General features: G+C 46.6%; 15 protein-coding genes. 2 read left to right on the forward strand and 13 right to left on the reverse strand.

Features of this window, described 5'->3' with window-relative positions:
* Positions 1-176: 176 nt before the first annotated feature.
* The 7 genes from KSZ58_RS04070 to KSZ58_RS04100 form a co-directional block, all read right to left on the reverse strand.
* Positions 177-323, reverse strand: a complete 147-nt coding sequence (locus KSZ58_RS04070; RefSeq protein ID WP_154410724.1) for a hypothetical protein — start codon at positions 321-323, stop codon at positions 177-179.
* Between the two features lie 145 nt (positions 324-468).
* Complete coding sequence (locus KSZ58_RS04075; protein WP_008818720.1) at positions 469-1,008, reverse strand: cysteine hydrolase family protein; 540 nt, start codon at positions 1,006-1,008, stop codon at positions 469-471.
* Positions 1,009-1,077: 69 nt separating this feature from the next.
* The gene (locus KSZ58_RS04080; protein ID WP_009270496.1) at positions 1,078-2,295 is read right to left on the reverse strand and encodes an MFS transporter; all 1,218 of its coding nucleotides are present in this window, start codon (positions 2,293-2,295) and stop codon (positions 1,078-1,080) included.
* A gap of 124 nt (positions 2,296-2,419) precedes the next feature.
* Positions 2,420-4,612: a sensor domain-containing phosphodiesterase gene (locus KSZ58_RS04085; protein WP_009270497.1), complete on the reverse strand. Its 2,193-nt coding sequence runs from the start codon at positions 4,610-4,612 to the stop codon at positions 2,420-2,422.
* A gap of 126 nt (positions 4,613-4,738) precedes the next feature.
* Positions 4,739-5,269, reverse strand: coding sequence for a GNAT family N-acetyltransferase (locus tag KSZ58_RS04090; RefSeq protein ID WP_008818717.1), 531 nt, complete (start codon positions 5,267-5,269; stop codon positions 4,739-4,741).
* A gap of 121 nt (positions 5,270-5,390) precedes the next feature.
* A complete protein-coding gene (locus tag KSZ58_RS04095; RefSeq protein ID WP_002607758.1) occupies positions 5,391-6,206 on the reverse strand; it encodes an alpha/beta hydrolase in 816 nt (271 codons plus the stop codon).
* Positions 6,207-6,253: 47 nt separating this feature from the next.
* Positions 6,254-6,679 (reverse strand): PaaI family thioesterase, encoded by a 426-nt coding sequence (locus KSZ58_RS04100; RefSeq protein ID WP_008818716.1) that lies wholly within the window; start codon positions 6,677-6,679, stop codon positions 6,254-6,256.
* Between the two features lie 429 nt (positions 6,680-7,108).
* On the opposite strand from KSZ58_RS04100, the gene KSZ58_RS04105 reads away from it, so the two are divergent.
* Positions 7,109-7,876: a DeoR/GlpR family DNA-binding transcription regulator gene (locus tag KSZ58_RS04105; protein WP_009270498.1), complete on the forward strand. Its 768-nt coding sequence runs from the start codon at positions 7,109-7,111 to the stop codon at positions 7,874-7,876.
* Between the two features lie 123 nt (positions 7,877-7,999).
* Positions 8,000-8,560 (forward strand): manganese efflux pump, encoded by a 561-nt coding sequence (locus KSZ58_RS04110; protein WP_009270499.1) that lies wholly within the window; start codon positions 8,000-8,002, stop codon positions 8,558-8,560.
* Between the two features lie 129 nt (positions 8,561-8,689).
* Here KSZ58_RS04110 and KSZ58_RS04115 read toward each other — a convergent pair whose 3' ends face one another.
* From KSZ58_RS04115 to KSZ58_RS04140, 6 genes are all read right to left on the reverse strand, one after another.
* Complete coding sequence (locus KSZ58_RS04115) at positions 8,690-9,520, reverse strand: hypothetical protein (RefSeq protein WP_009270500.1); 831 nt, start codon at positions 9,518-9,520, stop codon at positions 8,690-8,692.
* A complete protein-coding gene (locus KSZ58_RS04120; RefSeq protein WP_054343749.1) occupies positions 9,517-10,632 on the reverse strand; it encodes a radical SAM/SPASM domain-containing protein in 1,116 nt (371 codons plus the stop codon). The genes KSZ58_RS04115 and KSZ58_RS04120 overlap by 4 nt, the downstream gene beginning before the upstream one ends.
* Before the next feature lie 508 nt (positions 10,633-11,140).
* The gene (locus KSZ58_RS04125) at positions 11,141-12,121 is read right to left on the reverse strand and encodes a Gfo/Idh/MocA family protein (RefSeq protein ID WP_217752617.1); all 981 of its coding nucleotides are present in this window, start codon (positions 12,119-12,121) and stop codon (positions 11,141-11,143) included.
* A gap of 75 nt (positions 12,122-12,196) precedes the next feature.
* On the reverse strand, positions 12,197-12,865 hold the full coding sequence (gene rpiA / locus KSZ58_RS04130; RefSeq protein WP_008818709.1) for a ribose 5-phosphate isomerase A: 669 nt from the start codon (positions 12,863-12,865) through the stop codon (positions 12,197-12,199).
* 50 nt (positions 12,866-12,915) lie between these two features.
* Positions 12,916-13,836: a 1-phosphofructokinase gene (pfkB, locus tag KSZ58_RS04135; RefSeq protein WP_009270502.1), complete on the reverse strand. Its 921-nt coding sequence runs from the start codon at positions 13,834-13,836 to the stop codon at positions 12,916-12,918.
* Positions 13,833-14,582, reverse strand: coding sequence for a DeoR/GlpR family DNA-binding transcription regulator (locus tag KSZ58_RS04140; protein ID WP_002607767.1), 750 nt, complete (start codon positions 14,580-14,582; stop codon positions 13,833-13,835). Before KSZ58_RS04140 ends, pfkB begins: the two co-directional genes overlap by 4 nt.
* Positions 14,583-14,724: the final 142 nt, after the last annotated feature.

Consider the following 14,724-nt stretch of genomic DNA (forward strand, 5'->3'; position numbering starts at 1 on the left):
TAAAAGACCTGTATACGTACAGAGGTTTCTCAAGGACATATCCATAGCAAAGCAGACTGCCGCTGCAAGCATTAAGCTAAAACGTACATACAGCATGTTGTCCTTCCATCTCTGCCAATTGAAATACTGTCTTCTTCATCAAAACGAAATTGAGTCCTAAACAACTGAGAGTCGTATCACTTTTTGATAAATGTAATGATGACACAGCATGCCATGAATATGCCAGTAAGAAGCAGAATCCAATCGTTGTGTGTAAGCAGACTGCATACAGTTAATACAAATGCGGCTGCCATTATGATTCTGTAAAATACTTTCTCTTTCATTTTCAGCTTCCCTTTCTTTGATATATACAAACGGACTTGTCCATGCATCCGGGAGGTAACGCCTTATCACGGCAGGCCTGAGACGATTGTCTTTCCCTTGCATCGCCTCGTGTTTTAAGCCCTCATTCACGCCACTTCTTCCCTGCTACCTGCAAAGCATATTCTGCTTGATCATTTCCAATGCCCTTTCAAAAGGTACGCATGACGCATATCGGTTCTTCCAAATAAAATTATTGTAATAATCATAGGTTTTCTTTGCCGACATATAATCGTTATCCACCGTGCTGTTTGTGTAAGCAGGAACAATCATGTGAAATCCATGTTCAAATCCGCATATGATCGTTGCATTGATACAATACTCTGTCTGCAATCCTGCAATCATGATCGTATCCTCTCCTTTATCTCTTAAATATTCCGTCAGTCCTGTGTCTTTAAAAGCGCTGTTTACATTCTTATCAACTATTTTTTCTCCGCAAAGCGGCTTGAATTCATCGTATATGTCAAAGCCCTGTGCACCCTTTGTCAACGCATTTTCAGCACCATCATCGTGACGAACATACACCACCTCGACACCATGCCTTCTGGCTTGCGCTATCAATGTTTTTATGCGACTTTCAAGAAGCTGAAATTCATATAATGCTTCATTCATAATCATTGTCTGCGTATCCACAATCAAAAGTACCATTTGTTTTCTCCATTCTCTCATAAAGACCGTAATGGCCTTTTTTCCCTTAACCTGATTATTCCTCTGCTATTATGCATTCTCACGATTTCGTCCGGAGCGCCTGTAATACCATATAGCTGCCAGCATGGAAATCAGAAAGAAGATACCCGCATACAAAAAGGATAACCGTGGTCCCGCTGCATAGATAAATCCTGCGAACAATGCCCCTGCAATCATCCCCAGACTTTTCATCGCATTGTAAAAGCCCATGACCATGCTGCTGTGCTCAGCACTGGATGCCGAAGCACAAAGATCCTGCAGTAAAGGGATATAAATAGCATTTAATGCAAAGAAGATGATATTGATAAGGATAAACGGCAGAATATCCTCCAGCATCGTTATGGCGATCAGCGTGACACCGGCTCCTCCCAGCACATAGATGACAGATTTCTTAACGTTGGTTCTCTTCATGATCCATACACAGATCGTAGTATTGGCAAACAGCGATATAAAGCCGACCACGGCCTTCAGCATACCGTTATAAGAGGAATTGAAATGAAATTGATCCTTAATAAAATAATTGAAATTCTGATCATATGCCGTTGTTGCCGTTGAGGTCAGAAAAACCGCAAAGAATAAAACAGCGAATGTCAGCGTCATAAAGCGACGGGCATCCAGAAATGCCTGAAACGGATTTGCTTCCTTCCATATGCTGACAGACTTGCCTGTTACCTCCCTATCCTCTCGCAGACATATCGCAAACAGCATACCGCACAGAATGAGGACACCGCTTTGCAATGCAAAGGTCAACGGAATGGAAACGACACCGGCAAACCCGCCGATCAGATAGCCGAAAGCCGCAAATACGGTCGTGAAGGTAGCGGATAACGCCAGATAGCGCCCCCTGTTCTCCATTGTGCTTGTATGAATGATATAGGTCAGAAAGCTGACCATAATACCACCGACAAAGAATCCCGATAAAAGGCGGGCAAGCATAATGGTGGGAAGTGTTTTCATGATGGCAAACAGCAGCTGTCCGATGCCGTAGCCCACACAGCAGATACCCAGAACCCGGCGGCTTCCCATACGCGTGACCTGCTTTGCCCAGAAGGGAGAAAAAAGAAAATTGGTGAATGCCATACCGGCATACAGCATACCGAAGGAATAATCCGGTAGCTGAAGATTCTGAATGAGTGTCGGCGTAATCGGATGTGCAAAATTAGCAGCCAGACTCTCCAGAGCAACTGCGAAGAAAAACAGCTGCAAATGATATTTAGACAGAAATGATTTCATGGATGAATTGTTCATATATCGCTCCCACTTTCTACAACATGTCAAATCTTACTATGAATACGGTGGAAAATCAACTGAGAAACTACGTATGCTCATAAAAAACAGATGCCGGTTTCCAATGGAATGCATCTGCTTTTGCTTATTTCTGCTTAATATATTTCTGTTCAAACATAGAGACAGGAATCGGACGGTCGATTAAATACCCCTGCAGACCGTCACAGTCCAGCTGCTTTAAAATATCAAATTGCTCCTTTGTTTCAACTCCCTCCACAATCAGCTGCATCTGCAGATTGTGACAGATTTGAACAAGGGAGGATATCAGCATCTGTGAACGGCGGTTATTCTGCAAATCCTGCATCATACTGCGATCCAGCTTCAGCGTATCCAGCTGCGCATTGATAAATAAGGCCATATTGGAATAGCGTGCGCCGAAATCATCAATGGATATGGAATATCCCTGCCGTTTGATGCGCTCCATTATCATAATCAGAAATTCATTGTCCAGACTCTCGTCATTTTCTATGATTTCAATCTCCAGATACTGCTTGGGAACATTGTAGTTTCCCCAGATGCGTTCCAGTTCTCCCAGAAAATCCGCCATACGCAAGGTGTAGCGTGAAAAGTTCACACTCAGCGGTGTAAGTCTTCTGCCTTCCGCATGCCAGCGGCTGAGCAGTCTGCATACCTGTTCAAAAGCAAAGAAATCCAAGTACCGGATCGTGCGTGCCTCCTCCAGAGATGGAATAAACTCATTGGGCATAATCAGGGTACCCGTTTCATCGTGATAACGAATCAGTGCCTCTCCTCCGATAAGCTCCTTTCTGAAATTCACCTTCGGCTGCAGATACACCTCAAAGCGCTGATTTTCCAATGCCTGCATCAAGACGGAGCGGTCCGCAAGCTGCAAAACCGTATCGTTACAGCAGCGGTACCGGTTGGAATTTGGATTTTTCCGATAGAACTGCATTTTATCCTGATACATGTATTCATCTGCATCTGTTATCCTGGAGGATATATCCTGACAGGTGGATGTCCATATATGTCCGATTGCCCCCTTGCAATTCGCACTGCCGATGATTGCCTGCTTCAGAATTCCCACCTGCTCCAGAAATTCCTGTTCCTGCATTCCCTGAACAAACACAACGAATTCATCCCCGCCGATTCGATAGATGGCGCCGGTGTTAAACACCTTTTTCAATATGGATGCTCCTTCTGTCAGCACCTTATCTCCATAGGTATGTCCCAGATGGTCGTTGATATCCTTCAATCCGTTGATATCCATATAGACGATACCAAGGGGAATCTGCCTGCCATTGAGCTGATTCAGATCCTGAAGGTAGCGATTTCGATTATACACACCGGTTAGATCATCGTAATAGCTGTTATGCAGCAGGCGGTCGTTCAAATCCTTTTTCTCCATCGCCACACTCATGAAATAGCTGATGGTTTCCAGCATGGAGAAATTCCGCATATAGTCAGGTGCCGGATTATCCACACCGATAAATCCGATGCTTTTATTATTCTGAACGATCGGAGAAAGCGCAATGCTGTGTATATTCTGTACGTGCAGCACCTCATAGGTCTGTGGAAAGCTTTTCTGTATACGTTCCACATCCGGTATGGAAACATTTTTCCCCTGCTCGATAAAATCCTTCCAGATTGCGAGCAGCTCAACATCCATATTCTGACAGAATTCCATGGATGATTCCACACCATCGCTGCACCACTCATAGGTGTTGTTCATACATCCGTTCTGCAGCTCAAACACATAGGCGCGCTCTGCATGCATGAATTCACCGATTTCTTTCAACAGCTGATCCATATAGCTCTGCATATCATTGGATATATACATCAGACGGATACAGGACACGGTTTTCATTTCCATCTGCAGAGCCAGATTCAGACGCTCATGCTCCTGTTCCAGATTCTGACGAATCCTCATCATATCCTCAACATCGGTATAAACGACATAAACGACCGGTATGCCGTCGATCTGTTCTTCCGCAAAGGTACCGGTCATATGAATCCGCAGACAGCTCCCTCCTTTTACAGGAAGGCGGCAGAAGCATTCGTACTGCTGACTTTTGTTTCGATATGCATGCTCAACAATTTCCTTCAGCTTTTCAAAATCCTTTGGGGTCTGCTGAAAAAACAAGGTCGCGCTGTCATGAAACAGGATGTGATATTCCTCTTCACTGTATCCGCACATCGTATAAAACGTATCATTTGCCCATAATGTTGAAAACTCTTCATTGAGAAGATATTTACACACGCCGATGCGCATGGCACCGAGCTGGTTTTCCGTATCTTCCTTCCAAATTTGTGTATTCATTGTATCATCCTTTTTTTACTATCCCTTGCTTTTTTATAAAAAGCATACATCCGCATATGTAATCCATTACCGGAAGTCTTCCTATGCTTGTAACGTTTTGCGAAAGGCTTCCCTTCGGCCATGCTATCATCCATTCAGGTAGCTGATGAAATCCTTTTGATACAGGACATAATCAACTGAGGACTGCTGTCTTCCCAACTGATCTGTCCAGGAATTTTCATTCACCCGCACTCTGGTAAAGCCAAGCTGTTCATACACATGCTGTGCTCTTGTATTGGTAAGATTCACATACAGGATAATCCTGTGACAGCCTTGCTCATGAAAGAGGGAGGATATCAGCATACTCAACAGAACTTTTCCGATTCCCTTGTTCTGCCGGGAAGCATCGCATAGCTTAATGCCTATGGCGGCTGTTGCATCAGCTTTCCATCGCACACTCATTTCGCCAATCGCAATATCGTCCATTTCTATCATCAATAAGCGATGAGATGTATCGCAGTTTTTTATCGTTTCCGCAATTTCCTGCACCGTTTCCCCTGTACCGTTTGGAAATCCTGCATGTGCCATCACCCTGCCATCATTCCACCATTGTGCAAGCTGCCCGGCATCCTGCACTACAGCATCCCGTATGGTTAAGTTTTGATATCTAAGCAGCATATTCGTCCTCCAAGCAGTATATACGCTTATTACATGTGCAGGCATTTCTGCATACCGCTTTCATAGTGTCAGTTCTATTGTATACCGTTTTTTCCATAAAGGATACTTTTTTAAAAAATCTTTACAGAATTGCATTTATCCACGTTTCCAGAAGGCTCATCCAGCCTTCGCATTCCGGCTGCAGCTTCTCTCCGTCGGCTCGCTGACTCAGTCTGCCGGCTGTAGACAGGCCATGTGCACCTTTATCATACATATGAAATTCACACAGCACACCCTTCTTTACCAAGGCAGAGGCAAACAGCAGAGAATTTTGTACGGAAACCGTTGGATCGGTATAGGTATGCCACAGAAAGGTTCTGGGTACATCCTTATGTACCTGCAGCTCCAGTGATACATGGTTTCGCAGCTGCTCATCCTCCGCATGCTCCTGCAATAGATTTTGTATGCTTTCCTCATGTGCATAGGCACCGGCAGTGATAACGGGATAGCATAGAATCTGGGCAAACGGACGCAGGTCCGTTCTCTGAATATATTGTGTGATTATCGGCTGATTCCAGTTTATACCAAGACTCGCCGCAAGATGTCCCCCTGCTGAGCAGCCCATAAGAAAGATACGGTCCTGACGGATATTCCAAGCCGTGCAGTTATCCTTCAACAGCTGAAACGCCGCCGCAGCCTCAAGCAGTGCCCGGGGATAGGCAGCCGGAGCACAGGAATAACGAAGCACGGCTACCTGTAAGCCCATGGCATTTAACCGTATGGCAAGCGGTTCCGCCTCCCGATCGCTGGTATAGCGGTATGCACCGCCGGGCATCAGCAGCACTGCCGGACGCCTTGTGCTGTTCAACAGCTCCTTTGATGCATCCATAAAATACGTCTGCAGGACTGCTCCTGTTGCTTTTCCCTGCAGCTGTATCTGAATCGTTTCTGTACGCATACGCTCCTCCTATACAAAAAGCCGGATATCTCCAGCAGATATTTCTTTTATTTCCTGCTTCCCTTGCGATATCGTTCCTGATCGAGAAAGAACATCGTAAAGGTTGCCCGTGACAGCAAAACATCTTCGTCATTGAAAATAAAAACCTCGTAAACTCCGGTCGTTCTGCCGGCTGATATTTTCTGTGCGATTCCGATCAGCTTGCCGCCTCTTCCCGGCTTGATATAATTGATCGTACCGGACAAGGTAACGCTGTCCCGACCCGAGGTAAAGCTCGCTGCCCCGGCTGCGGTATCTGCGAGAGAATAGAGTGCACCACCGTGTACAAAGCCATGTACATTCAAAATCTGTTCATCAATGATCATCTCAACCTTCGCATAGCCTTCCTTCACCTCCACGACCTGCATATCGTTGCTTTGCAGATATTGAGAAGAGGAATTCAGGCGCTTCTTTAATTCATCCATTGTTTCCATGGGAAAGTCTCCTTTTTTACATAATACAATACCTTCTGTATGCTCATCATTATACCACGATGACCTGAAAAAGCGCAGCTATTTACAAGTCCGATAACAAAAAAACAGATGTTACTGAGTTATTTTTAAAAACAAGCAAAGCATACAGCAGGAAGCGCATGATTCATTATTGGAGAAGAAAATCCAATCATGCTCTATATACATGACAGTGCATCTGTTTTCGTCTTGCAGCGCCATGATCCGTGCGGTTACCTTCGGCATTTCATGTATCCGCATGCATTTCACCGAAAGGCATCTTCCTGCTGTTTTGAGAACAGCGAATTCCATCTCTGATTTTATTGTACCCTCTTCGCAGATCTCCGCCTTATGCGAAGTCTATTGACATCCGGAAAAATATCTGATAGTGTCTTACTGACAGGAGGTGATCCTATGCTGACAAAAGAACGCTTCTTTCGCATTCTGGAGCTACTCGATCATAAATCGTTCATTACAATACAGGAGCTGATGGAGGTTTTAAACGCAAGCAAATCCACAGTCAACCGCGATCTGATTGAGCTGGAAAAGCAGGGATTGATCCAACGGGAGCGCGGCGGTGCTATAAAAAAAGAAATGCCTGCGACACTCAGCAGTTATCGGGAGCTGCCCGTTATGGATAAAGAACATATTCACAGTGCGGAAAAGGATATGATCTGCGCACAGGCAGCCGCTATCGTAAAGGACGGGGATTGTGTGTATGTGGATTCCGGTACGACCCCCAGCTATCTGATTCCATATATTGCAGGTAAAAACATCAAGCTTGTCACCTCCAGCATTTATGCATTACGCAAGCTGCCTGCCTCCTTTCCCGGCGAGCTTTTTCTGATTGGCGGAAAATACGACATGCGTTATGATATGAGTGTCGGTTACCTTACAACCGAGCATATACGTAAATTCCATTTTGACCATGCCTTCTTCAGCGCAAGCGGCGTTGAGCTGGATTCTCAGGAGGTTCTGGCTATTGATTTCACAATAAGTGAAGTGAAAAGCACGGTACTGCAGCGCTCTCGCTCCTCCCATCTTCTGATTGACGATTCTAAGCTTTCCATACGGGCACTTTGTACATGGGCTGTGCTGTCTGATTTTCAGGATGTATACATCAATGCCTTTGAGTCCATGCGGGAAATGGAGCTGCCGCAGCATTTCATCATTTGTAAATAGAACTCATTGCAGTTCTTTTTTTTACGCTGTCATACAGTGGAAAAACAGCTGCGGCACGACTGCTTTCACAATGTCTAACACCCTTGCAGCTGCTGCATAGTATACGCTAAAGGGGGAATGACGATGCATGTACTATCTGCCCTGCTGTTTGCCGTATCTGCGAATATCGACTGTCTTGCCATAGGTCTGTCCTATGGCATCCAGTCTGTAAAAATCGATGCTCGAAGCAATTTGATCATTGCAGTGATATCCACTGCGGGTACCCTGATCTCCATGCTTGCAGGAAAACCGCTGGCAGCACTCTGCTCAGCGGATACTGCCAACCGAATCGGAGCTGTCCTGCTGATGCTGATCGGGTGTTGGATTCTGTTTCAAAATCACCGGACACAGCAGAAAAGTCTGAAGGCATATGACCGTGATGCGTCCAGCAGAATCGACCAGAAGGAAGCGGTTGTTCTGGCATTTGCACTCACGATCAATAACATGGGACTGGGGATATCCGGAAGCATCACCGGACTGCCGATTCCTGTAACCTGCCTGTTTACCTTTCTATGCTCGCTGCTGTTTATCGCTGTATCGCAAATCGCAGGAAAAAGCTGCATAGCTTATTTTATTCATAAATATGCAAGAGATACAGCTGCGTGGATGATTATTCTGCTGGGAATTCTGGAATGCTGTATATAAAAAAGCCTGCGGGGTATCAGGGTTCTTACTTCAGGGTGTTTGCAAAAGGGAGAATGCAACCCTATTGATAAATACAATAGGGTTAAATCCTCCTGTTTTAAATTTACTCACCATCGCGTATGAATAAAATCAGCTTCGCATACTTTTTTTCATTATGAATGACAGCAGTGCCAACGAAGCAAATGCGCCCAGATACCAGACTGCCAGCACACGCAGCTGCTGTAATGCTGTATGCAGCAGCTCCTCCATCTGCACATAGGATATCCGCACAAGCAAAGGAAGTACATAGCTGATACACAAAAACAGCAAGGCCGCAAACAGGCAGCTGAGCGCTGCATTTCGAAAAGCACGATACCTCCCTGATGCAGAAACCAGCATGCTTACAAAGGATACCAGCATAGCTCCGCACAGAAGCCGGATCGTATCATTTTGCATACCGAACTGCACAAGCCGCACAGCCAGAAGGGCGGGTACGCTGAGGGATGCTCGTGTATCCTCAGCCAGTGCAGACAGACGGGTGTTCAGGTGCAGCTGACGGGTTAGAATCTGAAGCAGCAGCTTTTGCTGGGAGGCAGTTAGATTTATATTCTGAAACAGTGCCGTTTGCTCCTTTGAAAGCAGCTCTGAAAACTGTGCATCCAAATCCGGAAGCTGTGCTGTTTCATCCGCTACACATTGTATAAAGGTAAGTCCGGCAGTATCCAGAAAGGATGTCCAGTCTGCTTGCTTCTGAAGATTCTCCTGCAGCGTATCAAGCTGCTGCAGGATGGACTGCTCCAGAAGAAAACCGCCAGGTACCTGTTCCAGCGCATCCTTAAGCGGCTCTTTGATATCCAGATGGGAAACGACAAGCGCACTCATTCCCTGTTCCTTCACCTGCCGCAGGGTCACAGCTCCTCCCAAAAGCAATGCAGTGCAGAGAAACAGCAGTGTGCTGACCCATAAAAGAAGTCTTCTCATCCTGTCACCTCCCGGCGTTTTTTCCTGCCAGCTCCTATTTCGACTACTTCCTTCAGCTTCGGATAGGCGTATAAAAGAAACCGTTGGTAGCCGCACTGTGTTTCATTCATAAAAACACTGCGCAGACGTTTGCAGTTTCCGTGGCACATCGGCTGAAATGGACAGGCAGCACACAGCTGCGGCTCTTCCCTGTATGCAAACGCCTTCGCGCGGCTGCAATCGCGTGCCGCAAGCAGATCGGTATCCAGAACATTGCCGCAGTGATATTCATCCAGTACATAAAAATCACAGGGATACAAAGAGCCGTCGCTTTCCACAACATACTGAAACTGACACTCTCCCAGCATTCCGCAGGTACCTGGTGTTTTTCCCTGCAGGAGCAGCAGCAGGTTATCAAACAGGGCAACGCTTTGATACTGCTTGTTTTCCACATCCTGTATCCAGAGATCAAAATAGCTGCGATAAAACTGATAGAACAGCTCCGGTGTCAGTGAATATGCACTCTGTTTTTCCTGCAAAGGGGCAAGGCAGGGAATCAGCTGTACATGGGAAAAGCCGTGCTTCTTATAAAAGGCGAACAGCTTCTTCGGCTCCCTGGCCAGCTGCCTGCTTAAAACGCTCAGAATATTGAAGTCTACATGTTGTCTGCGTAACAGCTGTATGGCACGCATCACGTCCGCATACGTACCGGCATTCTTGCGTTTTCGATACAAATCATGCTGCTTTCGCCATCCGTCCAGAGATACGCCGACAAGAACATTGTGCTTATGAAAAAAGGAGCACCATGCCGCATCCAGCAGACAGCCGTTGGTCTGAATGGCATACCGCACATTCTGCTTTGGCTGGCGAAGCTGTTTTACGGCATCCGCAAACTGCTCATAGAAGGGCAATCCGGCAAGCAGCGGCTCTCCGCCCTGAAAGGCGAAGGTGATATCGGCATCCGCATCCGCAGCTTGAAACACCTTTTCCAGCAATGCCACAGCTACCTCATTGCGCATACGCCCGTAGTTCGCACAGCTTCGATTTTCTGCAATATCCTTATAGAAGCAATAGGTGCAGTTCAGCTGACAGCCTGCGGATACCGGCTTGACCAGAAATGATAATGTCTTCATATGCATCCCTTCTTTCCACCGCTAAGTATAGCATGTCTTTATAGTATATCACAAGACAGCTGCTGCTTTCACCTTGAAGCAAAGCCATGAATTTCTGCTTCGGTTCTCACTTTCGGACGCTTCCTGCATGGTACGATACAGACTTTTCATCTGATATTTATGGATACGGTGATGTACATGTGCTGTATGAATCATTCAATCTGCCTGGACAGGATGAAAAATTCTTCCGAATACATCACGCTTTCCTGCCCGACGGTATTTTTTTCGAGCATTCACCGCTCTTTCGCTCTGACATGCACACGGAAGCATCAAAAAAAGATTCTTTACTGACAGTGTGCAAGATCAAAAAAGGGAATGCAATACCCCTGTAACCTATCAATGATATTTGAATACCCCTTTTTCAAACACCAGAACGTAAGGAAACCTCACAAAAAAAGCATCCTGCTTCTTTGCATACGCCTTGAAGCACAATGCTTATTGTCTGTTATATACATCTCTTTTTTGATGCCTATGCCTCTTCGTCTTCAAACGGATAGCACATTCCCCACTGTCTGCGTACTTCATCCATCAGGGCTACTACATCACTGGATAGCTTCAGGGTGCTGTTGTTCGCTGTTGCGCTGACGGCAGCCTCCATATCCCGTAGCTCATATACCAGTGCATCACTGCGTGTTCCCGCATCCAGTGTTTCTGTCCAGCCATCTCTTGTATAGCGGATCTGAAGGCTGTCTGCTCTTGGATATTCACGGATTTCCAGATATCCCTCTTCTCCGGCAACAATACCTACCTTTGGCAGCTTGGCTCGCATGGTTAACGTAACCGTAGCCATTTCATCCAGTGAATTGCGCAGGATGAAACCGCTCATTTCATCCACACCTGTTTCAAAGGGAATCATATTCGTGAGAACGGTATCAGGCTGTGCATGCAGAAACCAGCGCACAAAGGATAACGCATAGGTACCGATATCCAAAAGGGCTCCTCCGGCAAGCTGCGGGGAAAAGAATCTGTTCGTGACATCGTATTCCTTACAGCTCCCAAAATTAACCTGTATCATTTTCAGCTTACCGATTGCGCCCTGCTCAACCAGCTCTTTTGCTTTGGCAAACACCGGCATGTGAAAAATCGTCATTGCCTCCATCAGAATCAGCTGCTTCTTTTGTGCCAGTGCCATTGCTTCCTGCAGCTGTCTGTGGTTTACTGTGATTGCCTTTTCGCAAAGTACATGCTTGCCATGCTGCAAAGCGCGCATCATATAGTCATAATGATAGGTATGCGGTGTTGCGATATAAATGATATCCACCTGCTCATCTGCAAGCAGGCTTTCAATATCGTAACAGTGCTCAACCGTATATGCACTTGCAAATGCCGTTACCTTCTCCATATGACGTCCAGCGACGGCATAAATCGTACCATGCTCCTTCATCAGCGCCTCGGCCATCTGCACGGCAATTGCACCCTGACCAAGAATACCCCAGTTCCATTTTTTCATATTCTCATCCCTTTCCTGTTCACATTTTAAATATCCGCAGCATGCTGTGGAATACACGCAATCTGTTATTTCTTATCAGACACTGCCTTTTTTCAATAGCTCAAAGCCCTGATCGCTAACAACCAGAATTGCGGTGACCTCTCTTGTCAGCAGGGATGTATCAACAACCCCCGCAATGCTTTTCAATGCATGATTCAGTTTCTTCGGATCCCCGACCTTATCAAACCATACATCCGCCAGTACATTGCCATGATCACTCATTACAGCACCGTACTTTCCTTCCCCATGCTTACAGACAAAGCGGCCTTGCAGCTCCTCCACTCTGCGTTTCACATAGGCTGTTGCATCCTCCAAAAGCTCCATGACAACCGGTACATGAAACTGCAGGGTGTCTGAAAGCTTGCTTTCATCAATCAGCAGCATATATTCCTCTGCCATATTGGCAATCAGCTTCTCCCGGACATGAATTCCGCCTCCGCTTTTCAGCGCATAAAATTGACGGTCTGCTTCATCACAGCCGTCAAAGGCGATATCCACATGGGATATCTGACGCAGCGGAAGAAGCGGCAGTCCCAGCTTTATACAAAGCGTTTCCGTTTCCAGAGACGGCGTTACGATTTGCACCTGCTTTCCGCTTTCCTTAACAAAGCGTGCAAGATGAGCGATCGTTGATCCCCCTCCCAAGCCGATTACCATGCCGTCCTGTATATATGCCAAGGCCTTTTGTGCACAACGTTTTTTCATAATGTTCTTATCTCCTTTTCCTGTATCTCAGGGCTTGTATCCCTCTGCCCTTAGCAGGCTTCCCGTTCCTTCAGCTGCACCAGCAGCTCTTCCACCGTTTCCCTGTCCGCAATTCCCTTGGAAAATGCACTGGCACTGCCACATGCTGTTCCATAACGCAGTGCCGCCGCATAGGACTGCTCACGCAAATAACCGTATAGAAAGCCCGCAACCATGGAATCACCGGCACCAACGGAATTAACAACCTTTCCCCTGCAGGCCGGTGCATGATAAACCTCCTGTGTTTCAGTGAGCAGTAAAGCTCCCTGCTCCGCCATGGATACCAGCACATTACGTGCACCCATCGCCTGCAGCTCCTTCGCATAGACAAGCAGATCCTCCCTGCTGGAAAGCTCTACCTCAAACATTTCCGCAAGCTCCTTATGATTGGGCTTGATCAGAAACGGATGATAGACAAGCGTGGACATCAGTGCTTCCTGCCTTGCATCCACACATACACGGATGCCGCTCCCCTGCAGATGCTGCATGATATCCGCATAGATATCCTGTGGAATACTGCAGGGTACATTCCCGGACAGCACCAGAATATCATCCTTTTTCAATCGATCCAGCTTTTTTATAAGCTGCTCCAGATGCGTATAGCGAATCTGCGGTCCCTGTCCGTTGATTTCACTTTCCTCCTGCGCATGCACCTTTACGTTGATTCTCGTAAAGCCCTGCTCCACCTTCAGAAAATCCGGCTGAATGCCCATGGCCGCAACCCCCTGTTCCAGTGCATCCCCTGTAAAGCCTGCGATAAAGCCCAATGCACAGGATTTCATCCCAAGCTGTGCCAGCATACTGGATACATTGATTCCCTTTCCCCCGAAGATCAGATCCTCCGCCTTGGTGCGCATAATTTCACCGGCTGTCAGCTCGTTTACTTCAACCACATAGTCAATTGAAGGATTTAATGTCACTGTATAGATCATTCTTCCACCTCGATAATATCCGCTTCCTCCAGATATTCCTTCTCCACACCCTTGCCTGTGATGATCGTCGCATCACTGATATCCGCCGTCGTGATAGAGGTACAGGTTCCGAATTTACCGGAATCCGCAAGCACATAGCACTTCTGCGCATGTTTCATCGCCTCCATCTTGACATACGCCTCATTGGTATCCGGTGTGGTAAAGCCGCTGTCCACCGTTATACCGTTGGTTCCGAAAAATGCCTTGTTGAAATTGTATTTCTGCAGGGAGGAAACAGCACCGAGACCTACCACCGCTTCCGTTTTGCTTTTCAGCTCACCGGCCAGCAGGAAGGTACGAAAGCCCTGCGCAGCCAGCCGTCTTCCATGCTCCAGCCCGTTTGTCACATAAATTGCTTCCTCTTCCTTCAGATATTCCACCATGTGCAGGGTTGTGCTCCCGGCATCGATATACACAAAGTCATGCGCCTGAATCAGCGATGCGGCATAGCGTGCAATCCGCTTTTTCTCTTCCACATGCTCCTCACTGCGCGCAGCCACCTCAGTTTCATATAACCCGTATTCCTTATGCAGCAGCGTTGCACCGCCATGTACCTTTTTCAGTTTTCCCATCTTATGCAGTGCCACCAGATCCCGCCGTATGGTGGATTCACTGATGGACAGTGCCTGTGTCAGTTCCAGAACCGTGACAGTTCTCTGCTTTTGCAGAATGGACAGAATTGCCGCAAAGCGTTCTTCAGCAAGCATCCTCATTCCTCCTCTTTGTTATAAGTATACGTTCTATAATCGCCATTGTCAATCACATTCAGTCAAATTATTGCAGGAATATTTGACCGATTATGAAAATATCTGCAGGTTTTCTTGTCTGTAGCCCGCAACAGACATTCGA

Origin of the sequence: Erysipelatoclostridium sp. DFI.2.3 (assembly GCF_019132535.1) — a bacterium.
GTDB classification, from domain to species: Bacteria; Bacillota_I; Bacilli_A; order Erysipelotrichales; family Erysipelotrichaceae; genus Clostridium_AQ; species Clostridium_AQ innocuum.

Bases quoted from the DNA above. Each gene is read 5' to 3' on its own strand.
- KSZ58_RS04095 (WP_002607758.1), bottom strand. From the start codon at position 6,206: ATGCGTACAGAAACGATTCAGATACAGCTGCAGGGAAAAGCAACAGGA.
- KSZ58_RS04085 (WP_009270497.1), bottom strand. From the start codon at position 4,612: ATGAATACACAAATTTGGAAGGAAGATACGGAAAACCAGCTCGGTGCC.
- KSZ58_RS04120 (WP_054343749.1), bottom strand. From the start codon at position 10,632: ATGAAGACATTATCATTTCTGGTCAAGCCGGTATCCGCAGGCTGTCAG.
- KSZ58_RS04140 (WP_002607767.1), bottom strand. From the start codon at position 14,582: ATGCTTGCTGAAGAACGCTTTGCGGCAATTCTGTCCATTCTGCAAAAG.
- pfkB (WP_009270502.1), bottom strand. From the start codon at position 13,836: ATGATCTATACAGTGACATTAAATCCTTCAATTGACTATGTGGTTGAA.
- KSZ58_RS04080 (WP_009270496.1), bottom strand. From the start codon at position 2,295: ATGAACAATTCATCCATGAAATCATTTCTGTCTAAATATCATTTGCAG.
- KSZ58_RS04075 (WP_008818720.1), bottom strand. From the start codon at position 1,008: ATGGTACTTTTGATTGTGGATACGCAGACAATGATTATGAATGAAGCA.
- KSZ58_RS04110 (WP_009270499.1), top strand. From the start codon at position 8,000: ATGCATGTACTATCTGCCCTGCTGTTTGCCGTATCTGCGAATATCGAC.
- rpiA (WP_008818709.1), bottom strand. From the start codon at position 12,865: ATGAAAAAACGTTGTGCACAAAAGGCCTTGGCATATATACAGGACGGC.
- KSZ58_RS04105 (WP_009270498.1), top strand. From the start codon at position 7,109: ATGCTGACAAAAGAACGCTTCTTTCGCATTCTGGAGCTACTCGATCAT.
- KSZ58_RS04100 (WP_008818716.1), bottom strand. From the start codon at position 6,679: ATGGAAACAATGGATGAATTAAAGAAGCGCCTGAATTCCTCTTCTCAA.
- KSZ58_RS04090 (WP_008818717.1), bottom strand. From the start codon at position 5,269: ATGCTGCTTAGATATCAAAACTTAACCATACGGGATGCTGTAGTGCAG.
- KSZ58_RS04070 (WP_154410724.1), bottom strand. From the start codon at position 323: ATGAAAGAGAAAGTATTTTACAGAATCATAATGGCAGCCGCATTTGTA.
- KSZ58_RS04125 (WP_217752617.1), bottom strand. From the start codon at position 12,121: ATGAAAAAATGGAACTGGGGTATTCTTGGTCAGGGTGCAATTGCCGTG.
- KSZ58_RS04115 (WP_009270500.1), bottom strand. From the start codon at position 9,520: ATGAGAAGACTTCTTTTATGGGTCAGCACACTGCTGTTTCTCTGCACT.